Annotated in this window: 22 protein-coding genes; 7 read left to right on the plus strand and 15 right to left on the minus strand. The window is 39.8% G+C overall.

The window, feature by feature from the left end; all coding sequences use genetic code 11:
• Positions 1 to 187: 187 nt before the first annotated feature.
• Both vgrG and P8O16_RS09755 read left to right on the plus strand, forming a co-directional pair.
• Positions 188 to 1,882, plus strand: a complete 1,695-nt coding sequence (vgrG, locus tag P8O16_RS09750) for a type VI secretion system tip protein VgrG (RefSeq protein WP_300313920.1) — start codon at positions 188 to 190, stop codon at positions 1,880 to 1,882.
• A gap of 2 nt (positions 1,883 to 1,884) precedes the next feature.
• Positions 1,885 to 2,163, plus strand: coding sequence for a PAAR domain-containing protein (locus P8O16_RS09755; protein WP_300313923.1), 279 nt, complete (start codon positions 1,885 to 1,887; stop codon positions 2,161 to 2,163).
• 57 nt (positions 2,164 to 2,220) lie between these two features.
• Here the strand turns inward: P8O16_RS09755 and rpiB are convergent, their stop codons facing one another.
• Genes rpiB through glyA form a run of 3 tightly spaced genes read right to left on the minus strand, consistent with a single transcriptional unit; the run spans position 2,221 to position 4,821 of the window.
• Positions 2,221 to 2,661 (minus strand): ribose 5-phosphate isomerase B, encoded by a 441-nt coding sequence (gene rpiB, locus P8O16_RS09760; RefSeq protein ID WP_300313926.1) that lies wholly within the window; start codon positions 2,659 to 2,661, stop codon positions 2,221 to 2,223.
• Between the two features lie 20 nt (positions 2,662 to 2,681).
• Positions 2,682 to 3,536, minus strand: a complete 855-nt coding sequence (gene tatC, locus P8O16_RS09765; RefSeq protein ID WP_300313929.1) for a twin-arginine translocase subunit TatC — start codon at positions 3,534 to 3,536, stop codon at positions 2,682 to 2,684.
• 16 nt (positions 3,537 to 3,552) lie between these two features.
• Positions 3,553 to 4,821 carry a serine hydroxymethyltransferase gene (gene glyA / locus P8O16_RS09770; protein ID WP_300313931.1) on the minus strand — a complete coding sequence of 423 codons (1,269 nt, stop codon included), beginning with the start codon at positions 4,819 to 4,821 and terminating at the stop codon, positions 3,553 to 3,555.
• A 147-nt stretch (positions 4,822 to 4,968) separates the two neighbouring features.
• Between glyA and P8O16_RS09775 the strand changes: the two genes are divergently transcribed.
• Positions 4,969 to 5,343, plus strand: coding sequence for a UDP-glucuronosyltransferase (locus P8O16_RS09775; protein WP_300313933.1), 375 nt, complete (start codon positions 4,969 to 4,971; stop codon positions 5,341 to 5,343).
• Here P8O16_RS09775 and P8O16_RS09780 read toward each other — a convergent pair.
• A complete protein-coding gene (locus tag P8O16_RS09780; protein WP_300313935.1) occupies positions 5,340 to 5,567 on the minus strand; it encodes a hypothetical protein in 228 nt (75 codons plus the stop codon). The genes P8O16_RS09775 and P8O16_RS09780 overlap by 4 nt on opposite strands.
• A 101-nt stretch (positions 5,568 to 5,668) precedes the next feature.
• On the opposite strand from P8O16_RS09780, the gene P8O16_RS09785 reads away from it, so the two are divergent.
• Positions 5,669 to 6,577 carry an AEC family transporter gene (locus P8O16_RS09785; protein WP_300313937.1) on the plus strand — a complete coding sequence of 303 codons (909 nt, stop codon included), beginning with the start codon at positions 5,669 to 5,671 and terminating at the stop codon, positions 6,575 to 6,577.
• A gap of 2 nt (positions 6,578 to 6,579) precedes the next feature.
• Here P8O16_RS09785 and P8O16_RS09790 read toward each other — a convergent pair whose 3' ends face one another.
• The 11 genes from P8O16_RS09790 to P8O16_RS09840 all read right to left on the minus strand — a co-directional run bounded on the left by P8O16_RS09790 (position 6,580) and on the right by P8O16_RS09840 (position 16,431).
• Positions 6,580 to 7,383 (minus strand): inositol monophosphatase family protein, encoded by an 804-nt coding sequence (locus tag P8O16_RS09790; protein ID WP_300313939.1) that lies wholly within the window; start codon positions 7,381 to 7,383, stop codon positions 6,580 to 6,582.
• A gap of 7 nt (positions 7,384 to 7,390) precedes the next feature.
• The gene (rsmI, locus tag P8O16_RS09795) at positions 7,391 to 8,083 is read right to left on the minus strand and encodes a 16S rRNA (cytidine(1402)-2'-O)-methyltransferase (protein WP_300313941.1); all 693 of its coding nucleotides are present in this window, start codon (positions 8,081 to 8,083) and stop codon (positions 7,391 to 7,393) included.
• Positions 8,083 to 8,313, minus strand: coding sequence for a 4a-hydroxytetrahydrobiopterin dehydratase (locus tag P8O16_RS09800; protein WP_300313943.1), 231 nt, complete (start codon positions 8,311 to 8,313; stop codon positions 8,083 to 8,085). The genes rsmI and P8O16_RS09800 overlap by 1 nt, the downstream gene beginning before the upstream one ends.
• Before the next feature lie 11 nt (positions 8,314 to 8,324).
• Entirely contained in the window at positions 8,325 to 8,591 is a 267-nt protein-coding gene (locus P8O16_RS09805; protein WP_300313945.1) for a DUF493 family protein, read from the minus strand.
• A gap of 75 nt (positions 8,592 to 8,666) precedes the next feature.
• Positions 8,667 to 10,778, minus strand: a complete 2,112-nt coding sequence (locus P8O16_RS09810; protein ID WP_300313947.1) for a peptidylprolyl isomerase — start codon at positions 10,776 to 10,778, stop codon at positions 8,667 to 8,669.
• 83 nt (positions 10,779 to 10,861) lie between these two features.
• Positions 10,862 to 12,142 (minus strand): hemolysin family protein, encoded by a 1,281-nt coding sequence (locus P8O16_RS09815; RefSeq protein ID WP_300313949.1) that lies wholly within the window; start codon positions 12,140 to 12,142, stop codon positions 10,862 to 10,864.
• Positions 12,142 to 12,354, minus strand: coding sequence for a hypothetical protein (locus P8O16_RS09820; RefSeq protein ID WP_300313951.1), 213 nt, complete (start codon positions 12,352 to 12,354; stop codon positions 12,142 to 12,144). The genes P8O16_RS09815 and P8O16_RS09820 overlap by 1 nt, the downstream gene beginning before the upstream one ends.
• 62 nt (positions 12,355 to 12,416) lie before the next feature.
• Positions 12,417 to 12,962, minus strand: coding sequence for an LPS export ABC transporter periplasmic protein LptC (gene lptC / locus P8O16_RS09825; RefSeq protein ID WP_300313954.1), 546 nt, complete (start codon positions 12,960 to 12,962; stop codon positions 12,417 to 12,419).
• Between the two features lie 84 nt (positions 12,963 to 13,046).
• On the minus strand, positions 13,047 to 14,348 hold the full coding sequence (locus tag P8O16_RS09830; protein ID WP_300313957.1) for a hypothetical protein: 1,302 nt from the start codon (positions 14,346 to 14,348) through the stop codon (positions 13,047 to 13,049).
• Positions 14,349 to 14,441: 93 nt separating this feature from the next.
• On the minus strand, positions 14,442 to 15,725 hold the full coding sequence (locus P8O16_RS09835) for a hypothetical protein (RefSeq protein ID WP_300313960.1): 1,284 nt from the start codon (positions 15,723 to 15,725) through the stop codon (positions 14,442 to 14,444).
• Positions 15,715 to 16,431 (minus strand): type III pantothenate kinase, encoded by a 717-nt coding sequence (locus P8O16_RS09840; protein WP_300313962.1) that lies wholly within the window; start codon positions 16,429 to 16,431, stop codon positions 15,715 to 15,717. Before P8O16_RS09840 ends, P8O16_RS09835 begins: the two co-directional genes overlap by 11 nt.
• A gap of 102 nt (positions 16,432 to 16,533) precedes the next feature.
• On the opposite strand from P8O16_RS09840, the gene P8O16_RS09845 reads away from it, so the two are divergent.
• The 3 genes from P8O16_RS09845 to P8O16_RS09855 form a co-directional block, all read left to right on the plus strand.
• Positions 16,534 to 17,607, plus strand: coding sequence for an anhydro-N-acetylmuramic acid kinase (locus P8O16_RS09845; RefSeq protein ID WP_300313964.1), 1,074 nt, complete (start codon positions 16,534 to 16,536; stop codon positions 17,605 to 17,607).
• Positions 17,608 to 17,681: 74 nt separating this feature from the next.
• Positions 17,682 to 18,908: a Glu/Leu/Phe/Val dehydrogenase dimerization domain-containing protein gene (locus tag P8O16_RS09850; protein ID WP_300313967.1), complete on the plus strand. Its 1,227-nt coding sequence runs from the start codon at positions 17,682 to 17,684 to the stop codon at positions 18,906 to 18,908.
• A gap of 11 nt (positions 18,909 to 18,919) precedes the next feature.
• The coding region (locus P8O16_RS09855; RefSeq protein ID WP_300313970.1) for a hypothetical protein at positions 18,920 to 19,132 on the plus strand (213 nt) is incomplete at its 3' end.

A 19,132-nucleotide genomic window follows, 5' to 3' on the forward strand; every position in this document is an offset into this window, starting at 1 on the left:
TGGTCAAAACCGTTTATTTTGACCTAATTTAGTACCCGTTAAGATCGCAAGAAAGCGATTGTCACTGGCTGTCACTTCTAACTTATTTGGCTACTGGCATCTTTGCGGATATACATATACTTTATTTAGTGATTAACCAGTCACTCGATTAGCGTATTGTTTTTTTCCCACTTTTTACAGGCATACTATGACCAAGAAAAGATCAATTTTAACTCAAAGACCTTCAATCAAACCGTCAGATCGAATTCTTTCTATTTCTGTTTTGGCAAATGGATCCTTGGTTTCCAAAAAAGTCCAACTATTAAAGTTGACAATTAATCAGGCCTTAAATCAAATTTCTACTGCCTCTATAGAATTGGCAGATCCTGATTTCCAGTGGTGCGATTCTTTGGATTTTTTGCCTGGCGTTAAGCTAAAAATCAACGCAGGATATACGAGAGAGGAAAAAGAAATATTTTACGGGATTATACTTTCTCAAACTGCGAAACAAACTGAAAGCGGAAATTCACTGATCCTTGAGCTTCAAGATCCTGCTTTCGTATTGAATAGCACCGAAAAGGCCTCAATTTTTAATAATATGAGTGACTCTGAGATAGTCTCAGAAGTGATTAGTCATTATCCTGACTTGACAGTTGAGATTGAAAACTTAGCATCCATTCCACATAGTCTGATTCAGCCTAATTGCTCTGATTGGAATTTCATCCTCGAAATAGCAAAAAACAATGGCTGTTTTGTGATTTTGAAGTCAGGAGAACTCACTCTAAAACAATTGACACTTATCGGAAATCCAGTCCATAAATTAACTAAAAGCAAAACTGAGGCTTACAATCTGCAAATAGATGCCGGCTCACTTCCCAAAAGTGTAATGGGGAAGGTTTGGAATTACCAAAATCAAAGTGTCGAGGAAGTGGATTTTCAATTGAATGATGCTTTGCTGAAAGAACTTGCAGAAAGTATAGCTCTTCCAAATTTTGAACTCTTGGAAAATCAATATGACTCACTCCAGGAAATGTCAACTGCTCTACAAAATATGCTTGCTGAGTCTATATTATCTGTCGCAAAAGGAAATATAAAAATTGCCGGAACAGCCGATATTGCTGCCGGAGATCTTGTTGAGCTGATAAACTTCGGTACGCGTCTGAGTGGAAATGCTCTGGTTTCAGGAGTTTCTCATATTATTTCCGATGGGCAATGGATCACAAAATTAGAGATTGGCATTCCTAATCAATCAGAGAAGGAATTAAATCAGAGAATATTTTCTGGCCTTCAAATTGGAATTGTATGGGCATTGGAAGGAGATCCATTGCAACAAAACAGAATAAAAATCAAATTACCACTTATGGATTCTGAGGGTGAAGGAGTATGGTCTAGAGTGTGCCATCCAGATGCAGGGGACCTAAGAGGTTTGCATTTCCTGCCAGAAATTGGCGATGAAGTAGTTGTCTCTTTCCTAGATGGAGGTTATAAAAATCCAGTAATTCTTGGAGCCCTTCACAGTAGTCAAAATCCAGCTCCCTTCCCAGAGTCAGACGATAATAATCTAAAAGGGATTCTGACGAAAAATAAGCTGAAGCTTATTTTTGATGATGATGAAAAATCTATTCTTATCGAAACTTATGGAGGTTCTAAAATAAAGCTCTCGGATGAAAATCAAATTCAGATCGAGGATTCTCTGGGGAATAAAATAGCCTTAAATCAAGATGGAATTTCTTTGGAAAGTGTCAAAGATCTCCATCTAAAGGCCGCTGGAGACTTAAAGCTATCTGGAATAAATATCGAAGCAGATAGTGCCGCAAATCTTGAGCTAAAAGCCAGCGCCGGAGCTGAACTTAGCTCAAGTGGTTCGACAGTTGTCAAAGGTTCAATCGTACAAATCAATTAAAAATGCCTCCAGTCGCACGATTATCAGATAAAACTTCCCATGGTGGTATCATAGCCGGACCTGCAAATCCGACTGTATTGATTGAGGGTATGCCCGCAGCAAGTGTTGGGGATCTTCACCTATGCGAGCAAGCAGATACATCAAGTCATCCCAAAGAAAGTAATTTTAACATCGGGAGCAATTCTGTATTTATTGGAGGGAAACCAGCTTTGAGAGTGGGTGATCCAGCAGGCTGCGGAGCGGAAATATACTCGGGAGCCTTTACTGTTTTAATCGGATGAATAGGTTAAAAAAATAGCCCAAAGAAGTGAAATTCTTTGGGCTTTAGATTTAAAGGTTCAGTAAGAACAGGCGATTTTATTTACTCGATTCTGATGTCTTCCACCTTCGAAGTCGGTAGTAAGAAAAATCTCAGCAAGCTTTTCTGCCAATTCATAGGAAATAAAGCGAGCGGGAAGTGCCAATACATTTGCATTGTTGTGTTGCCTTGCCAAAGCTGCCAATTCCTCATTCCAGCAAAGTGCTGCACGGATACCCTGATGTTTATTCGCAGTAATTGCTACACCGTTTCCACTTCCGCAGATCACGATTCCCAGATCAAATTCACCTTTTTCGATGGCATTACTCAGTGGGTGAACGTAGTCTGGATAATCTACTGAGGCTTCTGAAAATGGACCAAAATCCTTAACAACATATCCTTGAGATTCCAGCTTTTTCACAATTCTGGCTTTGTACTCAAACCCAGCATGGTCGCCCCCAATGGCTATTTTCAATGACATAATTTCAAATCTGTTTAAAGTTATAGGGCATCGTCTACATCATCCTCTGCTTCCTTGATGGCTCGTTTCTTTTCTAGGCGCTTCGCGATTTGGATTCCTGCTTCATAAAGAACCAAAATTGGCATCGCAATCAAAATCTGACTAATTACATCCGGAGGAGTAATTACAGCAGCAAGTATCAAAATGACTACTATAGCATGTCTTCTGTAAGACCTCAACATCCCGGAGGTCACTATGCCTGACATCGCCAAGAAATACACCACCACTGGCAACTGAAACATAATCGCAGATGCCATTACCAGCATAGTCAGCGTACTGACGTAAGATGTGATATCAAATTCATTCAGGATCGAGGGATCCAATTGATAGTTTGCCAAGAAATTGATTGACAGCGGAGCAAGGATAAAATACCCAAATGAGGCACCCAAAAAGAAGAGCAAACTCACAAAGAAAACCGCTCCACGAGCTGCATTCCGCTCTTTATCATATAATCCAGGACTGATAAATTTCCAAACTTCCCAAAAAACATAAGGGAAAGCGACAATGAAACCAACCATTAAACTGGAGGTCATGTGCATCGAAAACTGACCAGTCATTTGCCTACTTTGAATCGTAAACGGCAACTCATCGATGCAGAGTGCCGGAACACCCACATAATCGCTAAGTTGGCAAAGCCATCTGTAGGTAAAGAAATCAATCTTGGATGGTCCCAAGATAATGATCCCAAATACGATGCTTTTAGCAAGGAATGCTATTACGGTGAAAATAAGTATGGCAGAAACGGAGCGAAGCAAATGCCATCGCAAAGCTTCTAAATGGTCCAGAAAGGACATTCCTCCTTCTTCCTCTTCTTCTTGATATTGGTCTAGCGCCACGTTGGAATTATGCTACTTAATAAAGTGGAAATTGAATCATCCAGGAGTTTACCTCACTTTTGATTTTTGCCAGTTCGGCATCGTTATCATGATTAATCAGTGCACGATCGATCATATCAACGATTTTTTTCATGTCATCTTCTTTGAGTCCCCGGGTGGTTACCGCTGGGGTACCAACTCTCATTCCTGAAGTTACAAAAGGAGACTTGGTATCAAATGGAACCATGTTTTTATTGATGGTAATGTCCACTTTTCCGAGCGTTTCCTCTGCAATTTTTCCAGTAAGGTCCTTATTTCGAAGATCGATTAGCATCAAATGATTGTCTGTTCCTCCAGAGATGAGTTTGTATCCCCTACTTACGAACTCATCTGCCATTACGGATGCATTCTTTTTCACTTGAAGGATATAATGCATGTATTCATCAGAAAGACATTCTTCAAATGCAATCGCTTTAGCAGCAATAATATGCTCCAAAGGACCGCCTTGAGTTCCAGGGAAAACTCCTCCATCAAGTAGTGCAGACATTTTTCTCAGTTCACCCTTAGGGTTGGTGATTCCAAAAGGATTATCAAAGTCCTCACGCATCATTATTAGACCTCCTCTAGGACCCCGAAGAGTTTTGTGAGTAGTTGTGGTTACAATGTGGCAATACTCCAGAGGGTCATTCAAAAGACCTTTAGCGATCAATCCGGATGGATGTGAGATATCGGCTAATAAAATCGCTCCTACTTGATCTGCAATATCTCTTAATCGCTCGTAATCCCAATCTCTGCTATAAGCTGATGCCCCACAAATCAAAAGTTTGGGATTGACTTCAAGTGCTTTTGCTTCAACTTTATCATAATCGATCACTCCGGTCTCTTCCTCAACTCCGTAGAAATGTGGATCATAAAGCTTACCGGAGAAATTCACTGGCGAACCATGGGTCAAGTGACCTCCATGCGACAAATCAAAACCTAAAATAGAATCTCCGGGCTTAAGGCATGCAAGAAAAACGGCAGCATTAGCCTGCGCTCCAGAATGAGGCTGTACATTGGCCCAAGTCGCACCGAAAAGTTTCTTGGCCCGATCTATCGCCAGTTGCTCTATTTCATCTACAATTTCGCATCCTCCATAATATCGCTTGCCGGGAAGACCCTCTGCATATTTATTTGTCAGGACGCTCCCTGCGGCCTCCATTACTTGTTTACTGGTAAAATTTTCTGAGGCAATTAGCTCTATTCCTCTTTTTTGTCTGTCTTCTTCTTTGTCAATAAGGTCAAAAACAAGTGAATCTCTTTTCATAATCAGGCGTTTGAAAGCAATTTCGGAAAGGTTTTTCGATAAAGTAGTCGAAATCAAATAGGCCCAAAAATAGCCCGAAACTCCCGATTATCCAATCCTTAAAACAGATACCAAATAGGAATGAAAAGGAATTCTTATTTTTGAAAGATGATTGATTTCAAATTCCGTCCTGAAAGCTATTTCAAAGCAGACAATACTTCGGTTTTGTTGGTCAAGCTGAGCTATCCGGAAAGTAAGTGGGGAGAGCAATTGAGTATCTATGCACATTGGCTAGATCGGAAAATTCAGTTCGAGGCGGTGGATTTCTACGGAAATGAATACCTGATCTATCCGTCTTCTGTGGAAGAAGAGCTCACTTTGGAGGACTTGATCTTTTTATTAGAAGGGATTCAAGTAAATACTGATCAACTGGAAGGCGGGATGGAATTAATTTTAGATGGGATTCCGATAGCCGAAAGTAGTTTCTACCCAGAATTGGAAAAATATTTTGATGAAAAACGGAAAAGTTTTGGTTTAGATTAAAAATCCAAATACGCTTGCTTTTGCTTAGACACCTCATTGGAATTAAACCAGTATTCGTAGGTATCAAAATCCAAACAATCGGTTATTTCCATTCCGTGGAAAAGGATTTTTCTCAAACTATTTACAGGAAGCCATGATTTGATCACATTTGCCTGGTCTTGGGAAAGCTGGGAAAGTTGAACCCATTTTTTCCCATTAATAAAAATTGGAATAAGTTTCGTCATAAGGATTGATCTACCTCACAAAAGTAGACTGGTTATCAGGAACCTACAATTTTAATAAATTAATTTTATGTTAATAAAAGTTTCGGTTTATATCAACCCTTATGACTAGCGCAATCATAGCCGTAATTTTTCTTTTTTTTGGACTGTTTATTCAGAAGCAGGATCATTTTCCGCTAGAGAAAGTAAGCAAATGGGTAAATTTTTACCTTTTCAATCTTGTCTTGCCTGCTTTGGCATTACTTTATATCCCAAATATTAATCCGGGTTGGGATTTACTTCTTCCAATCTCCGCCGCTTGGTTTACTTTCTTCTTGTCTTGGCTGATTTTTGGCACATTAGGAAAATTTTTGAAATGGGATGCCGCCACCACAGGCTGTCTGGTAGTGGTATCTGGTCTTGCAAATACTTCCTTTCTCGGTTTTCCGGTAATTGAGGGTTTACTTGGAAATGAAGGTTTACCAATAGCTCTCTTAATCGATCAGGGGGGCTCATTTTTATTAGTCTCCTCTATGGCGATCCTGGTAGCATCACTGTTTTCTCATCAGGAAAGTGATCTACGAAAGATCCCTATGAAAATCCTGAGCTTTCCGCCTTTCCTATTCTTGCTAGTTACCCTTTCGATGAGCTTACTCGGATTGAAAACACCTGAATTTATTCTTCCACTGGCATCAATTATTGCTAAAACAATGGTTCCGGTTTCGATTTTTGCGATCGGAATGCGATTCTCTGTAGATTTTGAATCGCTCCGATCCAGTCATTTTTGGCTTGGAATGGGCTACCGATTGGTCCTTGCCCCCGCTTTGGTATGGCTGATTTACAGAAATTTCAATTCCATGGATGAAATTACCTTTAAAACGACTGTCTTGGAAAGCGGAATGGCTCCTATGATTACCGGTTCATTGGTTGCCATTCAATACGAACTTCGCCCAAAACTTGCTGCTTTGCTCTCTGGCTTGGGAATTCCAATTTCAATCGTAACAGTAATAATCTGGTACTTCTTTTTGAAGTAGGGTTAGTTCAAAATAGATTCTACTTTCTCCAAAAATTCGGCATGAATCAATCCATTAGTGGAAACGATCTGTCGCCCAAAAATAAAATCCCTCCCTTTTTTGAAATCAGTAACTGTCCCTCCTGCCTCCTCAACGATCAAAGCACCGGCTGCTACGTCATAGGAGTTGAGATTGTATTCAAAATAACCTTCTGATCTACCCGCAGCAACATAGCAAAGATCTACTGCCGCACTTCCTAGCCGACGAAGTCCATGAGTACATTGCATTAGTTCCTTTAAGGCATACATGTATTTATCAATCAACTCAAAATTATAGTATGGAAATCCAGTTGCTATAAGTGAATCTGATAAAGTTTTGGCGGAGCTGACCTGAATCTTGGTATCATTACAAAATGCGCCTCCACCTTTTCTAGCATAAAAACATTCATGACGATTGACCTCGTAAACCACTCCAAGAACCACTTCGCCTTTCTCCATCAAAGCAATACTAACTGCAAATACCGGAAGCCCATGGATAAAATTGGTAGTACCATCCAATGGATCTATAACCCAAGTTAATTCTGCCACCGTCTCTGCGGCAGTACCTTCTTCAGTAATAAATCCAGCCTCAGGAAGGATTTTACTCAATCTGGAAACAATAAGCTTTTCAGCCTCTTTATCAACATAAGAAACAAGATCATTCAAGCCTTTATGCTCTACTTTTTCAAGGGAAAAATGCTGACGCTCTTTTCGGATAAAAGCTCCCGCCTCTTTGGCAATATCTTGAACCTCTTCTAGTAGTTGGGATAATTTTGAAGAACTAATCATATGTGTTTTAGGCTTTGGGGTTTCTACCAGCTACAGTAAGTACTATTTCTCCTTTAAGCGGATTGGTTTGGTAATACTCAATCAATTCTGCTAGAGTTCCTCTTGCATTTTCTTCATGGAGTTTAGTCAATTCACGAGAAACGCAAGCTTGTCTTTCTGGACCGAAAGCCACGGAAAGCTGCTCTAGCGTTTTCATAAGTCGATGTGGAGATTCGTAAAAGACCATTGTCCGAACTTCCTCAACCAGATTGTCTATCCGTGTTTTTCGACCCTTTTTATGAGGTAAAAACCCTTCAAATACGAATCGATCATTTGGAAGCCCACTATTAATCAAAGCAGGAATCAATGCTGTAGGACCAGGAAGGCACTGTACATCTAATCCTGCAGCTAGCACCTCGCGAACGAGTAGAAAGCCCGGATCAGAAATCGCAGGTGTTCCAGCATCGCTGATCAAGGCAAAAACCTCCCCTGCCTTCATTCGATCCACCAGCCGCTGCACTGTCTTATGTTCGTTAAAAATATGGTAACTCTGTAGCGGTCTGGAAATCTCCAAATGCTTAAGTAAACTACCACTGGTACGTGTATCTTCTGCAAGAATGACATCCGCACTTTTCAATACTTCTATTGCTCGAATCGTAATGTCTTTCAAATTACCAATCGGAGTCGGTACCAAAAAAAGATTTATGGGATGCTCATTCATTAGCCGATTCCATCTATAGCTTTTGCCAACTTATGATCCTTTTCTGTCACGGTATTCCCAGAATCGTGAGTGGTTAGTTCGATTTCAACTGTATTGTAGACATTGCTCCAGTTAGGATGGTGCTGATGGGCTTCAGCCAAAAATGCGACTCGAGTCATAAAGGCGAAAGCCTCCTGAAAATCTCCGAATTTAAATGTCTTCTTAAGTTTATTGTCTTCTTCTTTCCACATGATTTTTTGGGTTAAAGTGAAATGACTCCTTCGATCACAGCAGCTTTTTCGTAAATCTCAATTATTTGATCAGGGGTATCCATCATTGATTGGATAGTAGTACTGACGTATTTTCCGCCTGAACTTGCCTTAAGCTCTATTTCATTCTTTGGGAAAAGTGCCGCAATTTGGTTCTCTTTTCCATTTGGAACAATAAATTTAAACATATAAAGCATCGGAAATGGTCCGCTAGCTTGGAGTTTTTCTCTGAAAGAGTCTTTATTAAATTCTTTTTGCATATCAACAAATCTCTAATTGAACATAAACAAAGAACCCATGCTGGTAGGCATGGGTTCAAATTGTGAATTTCTTATTTAGAAGAATTTGTAACGGTAGTCTTTCACATCCGCCAAATCCTGCAAAGCCATCATGACTTGGTAGGAAGTTCGCTGTGAAGCACTCTGAGTTAACTGACCCTGGAATCCACTGTAATCTCCGATTTCAGCGGCAGGAGTAAGCGTATTAAGTCTTGATACAATAACTCCGATGTCTTCCTTGATAGGCTGAGTAATCTCTCCCTGCTTAATCCCAAAAATAGCTCCGATCGCTTTTGGAGCAAATCCTACACCTGGGATAACTGAAGAACTCAATTTCAAGTCAGGAATCTCATTAAGAGAAGCTGCCTCTGGGAAAACTCCTTTCATCGCTTCCATCGTATTCATGCCTTTCAACTTGGACTGGATCAATTCTGCTTTCTTCTCATTTCTTACTTGAGTTTCTACCTGCTCTTTTACATCAGCTAGCGTAGCATCCCCCTCTTCTTTCTTGCTTACTAAAGTCGCTACCAAATAGGAATTGTCTAGTTCAAAAACTGAAGAAACCTCATCTTCTGAAGCTTCAGAGAAAGCCCATCTGATGATTTCACGTGCATTTGGAAGATTATTTATGTTTCTCGCGTTAGCGTCAACATTATTTGCTTGCAAGATTCTGTAATTATCTTTTTCAGCATTTTCAGTAAACTGGTTTCTGTTTCCAGAGCTTGCTGCAAAAGAATCCGCATTTCTGAACGCTTCATTTCGAGTAGCGTCGCTTGCTACTAGTTCAAGCTCTAGTGTAGCTACTTTGGTATAAGTAGATTTTGGCATTTCAGTCACCTCAATGATATGATAGCCATACTCAGTTTCAACCAAGTTTGGAAGAATTCCTGTTGCTCTGGCAGCATAGACTGCATTTGCAAATGGCTCCACAAAGTCTTCTTTTGCAAACCATCCAAGATCTCCACCATTCTGAGCCGTTCCATCCTGACCATATTGACTTGCCGCAACTGCAAAATTCCCACTGCTCTTGACTTCAGCCAAAACTTCCTCAGCTTGTGCTTTTACAGCTTCTTTTGTTGCTTCGTCCATGCCTTCTGTACTGAAAAGAATATGGGATGCTCTCATTCTAGGAGTGCCATCATATCTATCAGAAATTTTGTAAGAAACATAACTCCCATTTGGAGTTACGAAAGGACCATAAACAGCTCCAGCCTCTAAATCAGTTCCAGCATTTGAAGTCAAATTTGCAGGCAATTCTTCACCCGGCTTGAAAGTATAGAATGCAGTCGGATTATCTGAATTTCTGCTTGCGAAGGTTGAATCGTTAGCTACAGTCTTTAACTCTTCGGTAAGAGCAGTAATCTGGCTGATCACTTCAGAAGAATCCTGACCACTTGGAAGAATACTGAAGCTTACGTATTCGATATTTGCAGTATTACCAGTCTTAAACTTATCCTTGTTTTTAGCTAGGTAAGCTTTCATTTCGCTTTCCTCAACTTTCACCTCATCATCTGCTACAGCATAAAAAGGGATATATAGAATCGAAGCATCTGCAATAGTATTTGCAGACTTGTATTCCATTTTAGCCTCTGCCTGAGTTGCAAACTCTGAGGTGGCCAAAAGATTATCGTATTTGATTCTCAATCTGGAATTTGCAAAAAGCTGTTCCTGCTGAGCCCAAAATGCCTGCTGAGCAGGATCTGCTGTCTCTAAAGATTGAAGGAAAGAAATCAACTGACTCTTGTCGAATTCACCAGTTTGAGGATTTACTAGCTGCTGGCGCAATTCAGCAACGATATTTTTGCCTTGCACCATATCAACCAACTCAGCGTCAGAAATAGTCAGTCCGAGCTTTTCATATTCTTCATCAAACACACGCTCAACAATCATTGTCTGCCAAGCTTGCTCACGGATAGTGTACATCTCCACTTCAGAAGGTGCTCTTCCAGTTCGCTGCTGGTAGGCAATCTTAACTTCCTCTACCTTTTGGATGTATTCCTCATAGGTGATATCCTCACCTGCGATTTCTCCAACGATATTTTGACTGGAGTTGAGAAGTGAGGAATTTGGACTTAGTAAATCTCCTCCTAGAAGGAATAAAATCAACCCGCCGGCAATTACACCGATTGCGAGACCTGTCCGCTGTCTTATTTGTTTAATTAACGCCATTATTGTTACTACGCTTTTTTAGGAGTCGCAAAATAATAGCATTAGTAACGAAATTCAAAATATATTCTGAATCAAAGCTTTATCTAAAAAATCCCAGAGGAGTTAATTTTGAGCCTAACTGTTTCAATTCGATGGTCTTGCTTGGTCATAATTGTAAAGGTATATGGACCAATTGTGACTGATTCTCCTTTCTTGGGAAGGTTCTCCGTAAGCGAGAGAATCAAGCCTGAGAGCGTCTCAAAGTCACCTATTGGCAATTCCCAATCATATTTATCATTTAAATAATCGATTTCATGCCTTGCGCTGAGAACAAATTCCTGATCGGATATTTTCTGCTCCATCAAGTCATCGCTGTCATATTCATCTTCTATTTCTCCAAAAATTTCCTCAATAATATCTTCCATCGAGACGATTCCACTCGTCCCACCAAACTCATCTACGACCAAAGCTAGACTTTTTCGCTCCTGGATAAACTGAATCAACAACTCATTAGCCAAGGCAGATTCAGGTGCAATGATAATCGGAGTCAGGATTTCTGCTATGGTTTTGGGCTTTTTGAAAAGCTCTAACTGATGGCAATATCCAATCACATCGTCGATTGTCTCTCGATACACAATTACCTTCGAGTGACCACTTTCTTCGAATACCGCTTTCAATTCCTCCATAGAATCTTCCACTTCAACGGACACTACATCCGTTCGTGGAACCATACATTCTCTCAAGCGCACTGTTTTGAACTCTACTGCATTGTCAAAAATTTTAGTATCAATTTCGACGTGCCCTTCTTCTTTGGCCTTGGTAATGTGGTTTTGAATAAAGCTATTCAAATCAGTCACTGTAAATACTGGCTTATCTTCACTGTATTCCAATCGAAGAATCTTGGTGATAAAAAATCTTGACAACCATACTGTAGTCCATACAATCGGATAAATCAAGACATAAATCAACCAAAATGGCAATGCGAAAAAATTCAACATGTTGTTTGGATTCAGCATGAAAAGGCTTTTCGGCAGAAATTCAGCAGTAATCAAAACAATCAATGTGGAGACAATTGTCTGAGAAAAGAGAATAAACCCTTCATTATTCAACGCACTAGGCAATATGGTCTTTAATGGCTCCTCCATCAGATAAGCCATAAAAATTCCGTAAAGTACCAAAGAGATGGTATTCCCCATCAGCGTCGTTCCAATAAACTGACCTGGCCTCTGAACAAAAATACTCAACAGCCTACCTGTAAGGTCTCCTTGCTTATTTTGAAGTTCGATTTGCAGCTTATTGGAAGAAATAAAAGCGATTTCCATTCCTGAAAAGAACGCTGAAAAAATCAATGTGATGATCACATATATGAAATAAGATACTTCCATTATTGGCGTTTTTTGGAGGATTTGGCTTTCTTCTTATCCGAAGGAGGTTCTTGTGGGGCTTTCATTTTACGGTATTGAAACCAAAATAACAAAGCTACCGCAAACATAAAAATTGCGTAAGAAGCTTCAATTCCTACAGTTAGCGACTGATGAACCCCAATAATAATCAGGGCTAATGAAAATGAAAGTATAAGTGCGTCAGTAAGTTTCAAGGCAATGAAATTTTGGAAGTGGTTTCGCAGTGCAAATTAACGGAAAGAAATTTGATTCCTTTTTAAATGCCTTCACCGGGAAGTAGCGTTCTGCTGTCGCGGACATTCATCAGTTTATAAGTGGAAAAAGATTGATCCGCTTCCAAACCCGTACCGTTAAAAAGGGTTTGCCTTTCCTGTACCGTAACAAACTTATCGGTATAGATCCGCTTTTCGTTAGGGTTCCAAAAGATTTCTTCGGTTTGAAGGGATTGGTCTTTGATGAGATTTTTGACTTGCACATCTCCAACCCCTTTATATAAATTTTCAGATTTGATAAAGTATCCCTTGTCAGCCCGTAAAGTAGTACCCAAGCTTCCATCCTTTTCAAAAAACTGAATCGCTATTCCCTCCGGAAACTCCATGTTCCCATTTGCAAACTCTAACTGCTTTGGAGCCTTGATGTCCAATCTCATCACAGCGGAGTCGCTTTCTATCAAATGAATATTTATGGCGGTATTTGTAGGCCCGTCATAAACTTGAAGGGCTGCAACGTCTACATTTTCCCGACAGGAATTCATCGATACTAAAAAAATCAAACCCAAAAGAAAATTGGAATGTGTCTTCATAATTCAAAGATAGGTCAAAACTCGCTGCATAGAAACTAAAAAAGGCAGCCATCTAGACTGCCTTTTCTTATAAATTATTAGGATTTAATCTCTTGTAGCCAAAGTTACAGTCTCTCCAATCCAACATCCAGTGTTGATGGTGCCTCCAACTTGAAGACCTTCTGTAAACAATTCCTCTCGGGACGGGAATCTTGCTCTTGCATTTGCCATTCCTTGAGAATCACCTGCACGCTGGTAAGCATTGTAAGCTGCGATGTAGATTGAGTAATCTTTAGCACGGCTTTCTCCACCTTTACAGTCGTTGAACGAGTTCATATACATTCCTCCGATTAGAGAGTATACATCAGAAGTTTTTGTATTGTCTAACTCAGCAGCTTCCTTAGCAGCTGCTCTCGCTGCAGACTTTTTGCCTTGCTTAGCATAGATTTTTGCAAGTTCCATTTTAGCATCAGACTTCTGAGTAGGATTTTCTGCCAATGTAAATGCTTGATTCCACATATCTTCAGCTTTTTCAGACTGATCTTCCTGCATGTATCGCATTGCGATCACCTGAGAAGTAGAGAAGCTAGGCTCCTTAGCATGCTTGATCTCTAAAGCTTGCAAAAATGCAGAAGAAGAGAAGCATTTGTACTGTACAGAATACTTGAAGATTTGATCAGCCAACACTTCATTGGTAGGATCCGCTTTTAATTTAGCTCCCATGGTGTTTTCGATGAAATCGCAATCAATCAATTCCATCGCTACCATTAATTGCTCTAAAGTACCTTTCTGATTAGTAACATCTGTGCCTTTAGCAGCTTCAGCATCTAGCATGGCCTGGATATTATCATGTATCGCAAGGATTTCTTCACCAGTGTAAGCCTTGTTGTAAGCATAGTTACGATAAATCAAATCAAAGTATGCTGCGGTCAATTGATAATTAATTGTCCCGTTTAGCTCCATTGCTTTTTCAAAATCAGCAATAGCGCCTTTCAATTTGTCTTTATCACTTTTATAAAACTGGTATCCGTAATAAGCTTTATTTTCAATCCAATTGGATTCGTTATTGAAAAGCTCACCTCTTTTTTCATAGATCGCGATCACTGAATCCTGATAAACTCCTTTTTTGGCAGCATCAGTTACTTCATCTGCAGCGCCCTTATAGATATTTACGCCATTGATGTAGATGGATTCATTCAATTCAGGAACATTTACCAGAAGCCAATTTAATGGATGTGTAGCATCCACAAATTGTTCTGACTTCATGTAATCAGTATAGGCAGCGTTCAATTCTCTTGCTTTCGCCTCTTGAGCGGGATCGGCAGGCCAATTCCAACCGTCTTGTGCTTGAACCATACCTGCCAGGAGGACAGCAGATAGAGCCAGTAGTGTAGCTTTCAGTTTCATCTTATTATTCGGTTTAATTCGGGGATCAATTTTAAGGATATTAATTTTTTTGACAAAAGTAATTACTTAGTTTGATCTTGATTGTTTATAATTTTATTCAAATACGCGTTTATAGAACCAGCTATTATCATTCAATGAGAAACCTAACGTGAAGTTGATATAGTTTTCTCTGATGAGTCCATTATTAGTCGTTCCACGTTGTCCTACTTTCATGGCAAGGTTTAATAAAGAAAGTTGATTCAGTGGTATGGAAGCTCCAAAGTTGATGCCAAGATCATTGATATTAGTATTGTTCAAATAGTACGGAGTCTGCTGAAACTCCAATCCAAATCGATAAGTAGTTCGCTTAAGGGAGTTGTCAATGGCTAGGTAATCTGGAACAATTTGAAATCCTAGGCCTATTTTTATGGCCTCTTTCAACTGAGTAGGGTCATCCAAAAATGATCGATATTGATTGAAATCCTGGTATTGTCCTTCTAATCCAACAGCATATTTATTAACCTTTTCAAAGGAAAAACCAAAACCATAACGATTTGGAATATAGACACTTCTAGGCTCATCATTAGCAATCAAATCCCCATCAGTATCAAGGTCGTTGGCTTGACCGATAGATGCTAATTTTGCAAATGCCTTACCATTAACATCCCCTAGGTTTTCATAGATCGCTCCTATGTGTAAATTTTTCTTTTCTCCGAGCGGAACCATGTAATGAGCACCCAATTTGAAGCCCACATCTGAAACTGTTAATCTTTCATAATATTCAGATGGGATGCCCACATCTACTCCTGAAGTGTCGGTCAAAGTCAATTGATTGGTTCGAACAGAGGAGCCAAATAAATAAGATCCCTGTATACCGAGACTTAAATTTTTTGCCACTACAAATCCAGTACTTAAATAAGCCTCAGAAATTCCACCATCACCTCTGATAAAATTATTTGCATTAATTGTTGCATTATTAACTTGACTGTTGATCAGCAGGCGATAATTTACAGAGCTGATTTGATTTAGGCCAAGGCCAAGGGTTGTTTTTCCAGATTTCACAGGAAGTGAAAAAGCCACATATGAAAGCCCTCCACCATCTACATCAGAGGTTTCACTCCCATTATTTACATTTAATTTTTTGTAATTCATGGCCGCCTCAAAATTGAAAATAGTATTTCGTGTAGATAAGGCTGGGTTTACAAAATTCACACTCCAACCTGTACCATAACTTATTCCCAGGCCACCCATACCTTGATTGGTGGCACTTCCGGAATAATTAAACTCTCCCAAACCCAAAGCACTATAGGTAGAGGAACTGGTCTGGGCGGAGACTTCACTAAATAAGAAAAGGGTGCAGAGCACACCCAGCAATTGCAATTTGATTTTACTCAACATTGTGGTTTAGAATAGCATTCAATCCAAAAAGGACCAAATTTTGGACTACAAATATGTGGTCTTTTACTAATGAATCAAAAGATTGTGCGTCTCCTCCACAAACAAAGACCTTTAATTGTGGAAATTCTTGCTGATATGCATTGATTTGACCGACTATTTCATGCTGCACACCTGACCATATTCCGATTTGCATGCATTGCACGGTGGTATTTCCATATAATTCGGTCGGTTTTTGATTTAATTCTATCAAAGGGAGCCTTGCGGTAAATTGATTCATCGCTTTGGCGCGCATTCTTAGACCTGGACTGATGGCTCCTCCCAGGTATTGTCCAAGTTCTGTGACCAACTCATATGTGATACAGCTTCCCAAATCAATTGCTAAAACAGGCGAACCCTCAGATTTAGACCATGCTCCAACTGCCGCTGCAATCCGATCCAGACCCAGCGTTTTTGGAGATGCATAAAGGTTTTGGATTGGAAAAGCTGTTTCATGCGTCAAAAAAAGAAAATCAAATTGAAATTCCTTTCGAAGCTCCTCTTGAGTCCAACGCACGGAGCTAATCAAACAATACTGAAATTGTAGAGATATAAAATCTTTTTTTGCATGAGCCAAATCCTCGTAGGCTCTCTCCCAAAGAAGTGCTTCCTGATTAAAAAGCGCTGCTTTGATTCGAGTGTTACCTATATCAATGATCAGATTTGCCAAGAGATGAATTTTATTGACGCAAATTAGCCATTATAAAAAGCAGGTCATTTTATCAATGTTAATTTATCTTTGAGCTAGCAGCTACTTAACAAAATTTAACCCATGAACCACTCCAGCTACACAATTATAGGTCTAATGTCAGGCACATCGGGAGATGGATTGGATCTTGCTCTCTGCGAATTCAATAAAGGTTCATCATGGTCTTTTCAAATTTTAGAGGCGGAAACGTCTCCTTTTCCAACATCTCTTGAATTGGACTTGATGAGAAGTCACACGCTTTCGGCATTAGAGCTATCTATCCTTGATGTCAGATTTGGGAATTGGATGGGTGAACAAGTAAATCGGTTTTGCAAAAAATACAGTTGCAAGCCGGATGCAATTTGCAGCCATGGTCATACGGTATATCATCAGCCTGAAAAAGGACTAAGTTTACAAATAGGAAACGGTTGGGCAATGTATCAGCAAACCGGAATTAAAGTCATCAATGATTTTAGAATGCTGGATGTACAACTCGGAGGACAAGGAGCACCCTTAGTTCCGATAGGAGATGAGTGGCTTTTTCCAGAAATGGATTTTTGTATCAATCTTGGCGGCATCGCAAACATCAGTATGAACTGGGAAGGAAAGCGAATCGCTTTCGATACCTGTCCGTTTAACCTTCTACTCAATCCGCAAGCAAAAATTTTGGGAGCTGATTACGATGACCTAGGGAAATGGGCCAGTGAGGGGAAAGTAGACCAAAATCTCTTGAAAGGTCTAAATTCAATTTCCTTCTATAAAAAAAACAGCGCAAAATCCCTGGGAAGAGAAGATCTTGAAAAAGATTTCCTCCCCCTGATTTCGGCTTCTCAAGCTTCTGAAAAGGACATTCTTGCCACTTTGATTGATCATTTTGCGTTTCAAATCGGTACTGTGATAAAAGATTTTTCTAACAATGCTAATCCAAAAGTACTCTTGACCGGAGGTGGCGCATATAATAAATTCTTTATCCAATCCCTTGAAAATCATCTTAATGGCGCTATAACAATCCCAAAAACAGCTCCCCAACTAATCGAATTTAAAGAAGCTTTGATATTTGGTTTCCTTGGTGTTTTAAGACTTAGAGGGGAAATTAATTGCTTAAGCAGTGTCACGGGAGCCGATCGGGATTCTTCAGGGGGTATGATCTTTGGATAACCGATCCTCCTTCTGTAGCTAGGTAGCAGTATTAATTTTTATATTTTTGCGCAGCAATAAAAACCCAAATATTCATGCAGGAATTATTAAAGAAGTTTGAAAATAAACAACCAGAAATTGTCTTTGAATGGAGCGATAGCGAATCAGAGGCAGAAGGCTGGGTGGTGATCAATTCCCTCAGAGGAGGTGCAGCCGGAGGTGGTACGCGGATGCGAAAAGGACTGGATAAGCGTGAGGTGGAATCCTTGGCAAAAACCATGGAGGTGAAATTTACCGTCTCAGGACCGGCTATCGGGGGTGCAAAGTCAGGGATTAATTTTGATCCCAATGACCCAAGAAAGGCTGGTGTCTTAGAGCGTTGGTACAAGGCTGTGATGCCACTATTGAAAAATTACTATGGTACTGGAGGAGACATGAATGTGGATGAAATCCATGAAGTAATTCCCGTGACAGAATCTTTTGGACTTTGGCACCCACAAGAAGGGATCGTCAACGGTCATTTTCATGCAACTGAACCACAAAAAATCAGAAAAATAGGACAGCTTCGTCAAGGAGTATCCAAAGTGCTAGAGGATCCAAATTTTACCCCAAACGGGGTAAAGAAGTATACCGTAGCTGACATGATCACAGGATATGGGGTTTCGGAAGCAGTGAGACACTATTATCAACTGTGGGGAGGTGAACTAAAAGGAAAAAGAGCAATCATTCAAGGCTGGGGAAATGTGGGCGCGGCAGCAGCTTGCTTCTTGGCAGTGGAAGGAGTCAAAATAGTTGGTATTATCGACCGTGAGAGAGGATTGATCAATGAAAATGGATATAGTCTAGACGAGGTAAGGGAATTATTCCTAAATCGATCCGGAAATAAATTGGTCGCAGACGATCTCATTCCCTTTGATGAACTGAATGAAAAAATCTGGGACCTACAAAGTGAAATATTTATTCCTGCAGCAGCCTCTAGGCTGATCACAAAATCTCAGGCTGAGCGAATGGTTGAAGCGGGTTTAGAGGTGATCTCTTGTGGTGCTAATGTTCCATTCGCGGATTCGGAGATTTTCTTTGGTCCAATAGGAGCATGGACTGATGATCGGATTGCCTTGATTCCTGATTTTATTGCAAATTGTGGGATGGCAAGAGTATTTGCTTACTTGATGGGAGATAATATTGAAATGAGCGATACTTCAATTTTTGCTGACACTTCTCAAACAATTAGAACAGCATTAGAAGAATCATATGCGATAAATAATAGCAAAACTAATATCTCAAAAACAGCTTTTGAGATTGCCTTAAAACAATTAATTTAAAATCTACAATCATGGATACACAATTTTTACTTAAAGAAATCCTAGGCAATACTTTACAAGATTATTCTTGGTTTTTTGGAGCCATATTACTAGGAATTATCTTCAAAAAACTAATCTCAAAGTACTTAAGCCGTTTATTATTTAAAATCATAGGGAAGAAAGGTGCTGAAGTAGGGGTTGAAAAATTTGACGAATTACTGACAAAACCAATTGGACTATGCATC

The sequence above is a fragment of the Algoriphagus sp. genome, assembly GCF_029254265.1.
Classification (GTDB): Bacteria; Bacteroidota; Bacteroidia; order Cytophagales; family Cyclobacteriaceae; genus Algoriphagus.

Excerpts from the sequence above, each read along its gene's own strand:
- vgrG (WP_300313920.1), top strand. The coding sequence starts at position 188 with ATGACCAAGAAAAGATCAATTTTAACTCAAAGACCTTCAATCAAACCG.
- P8O16_RS09755 (WP_300313923.1), top strand. The coding sequence starts at position 1,885 with ATGCCTCCAGTCGCACGATTATCAGATAAAACTTCCCATGGTGGTATC.
- rpiB (WP_300313926.1), bottom strand. The coding sequence starts at position 2,661 with ATGTCATTGAAAATAGCCATTGGGGGCGACCATGCTGGGTTTGAGTAC.
- glyA (WP_300313931.1), bottom strand. The coding sequence starts at position 4,821 with ATGAAAAGAGATTCACTTGTTTTTGACCTTATTGACAAAGAAGAAGAC.
- P8O16_RS09775 (WP_300313933.1), top strand. The coding sequence starts at position 4,969 with ATGATTGATTTCAAATTCCGTCCTGAAAGCTATTTCAAAGCAGACAAT.
- P8O16_RS09780 (WP_300313935.1), bottom strand. The coding sequence starts at position 5,567 with ATGACGAAACTTATTCCAATTTTTATTAATGGGAAAAAATGGGTTCAA.
- P8O16_RS09785 (WP_300313937.1), top strand. The coding sequence starts at position 5,669 with ATGACTAGCGCAATCATAGCCGTAATTTTTCTTTTTTTTGGACTGTTT.
- P8O16_RS09790 (WP_300313939.1), bottom strand. The coding sequence starts at position 7,383 with ATGATTAGTTCTTCAAAATTATCCCAACTACTAGAAGAGGTTCAAGAT.
- rsmI (WP_300313941.1), bottom strand. The coding sequence starts at position 8,083 with ATGAATGAGCATCCCATAAATCTTTTTTTGGTACCGACTCCGATTGGT.
- P8O16_RS09800 (WP_300313943.1), bottom strand. The coding sequence starts at position 8,313 with ATGTGGAAAGAAGAAGACAATAAACTTAAGAAGACATTTAAATTCGGA.
- P8O16_RS09805 (WP_300313945.1), bottom strand. The coding sequence starts at position 8,591 with ATGCAAAAAGAATTTAATAAAGACTCTTTCAGAGAAAAACTCCAAGCT.
- P8O16_RS09810 (WP_300313947.1), bottom strand. The coding sequence starts at position 10,778 with ATGGCGTTAATTAAACAAATAAGACAGCGGACAGGTCTCGCAATCGGT.
- P8O16_RS09815 (WP_300313949.1), bottom strand. The coding sequence starts at position 12,142 with ATGGAAGTATCTTATTTCATATATGTGATCATCACATTGATTTTTTCA.
- lptC (WP_300313954.1), bottom strand. The coding sequence starts at position 12,962 with ATGAAGACACATTCCAATTTTCTTTTGGGTTTGATTTTTTTAGTATCG.
- P8O16_RS09830 (WP_300313957.1), bottom strand. The coding sequence starts at position 14,348 with ATGAAACTGAAAGCTACACTACTGGCTCTATCTGCTGTCCTCCTGGCA.
- P8O16_RS09835 (WP_300313960.1), bottom strand. The coding sequence starts at position 15,725 with ATGTTGAGTAAAATCAAATTGCAATTGCTGGGTGTGCTCTGCACCCTT.
- P8O16_RS09845 (WP_300313964.1), top strand. The coding sequence starts at position 16,534 with ATGAACCACTCCAGCTACACAATTATAGGTCTAATGTCAGGCACATCG.
- P8O16_RS09850 (WP_300313967.1), top strand. The coding sequence starts at position 17,682 with ATGCAGGAATTATTAAAGAAGTTTGAAAATAAACAACCAGAAATTGTC.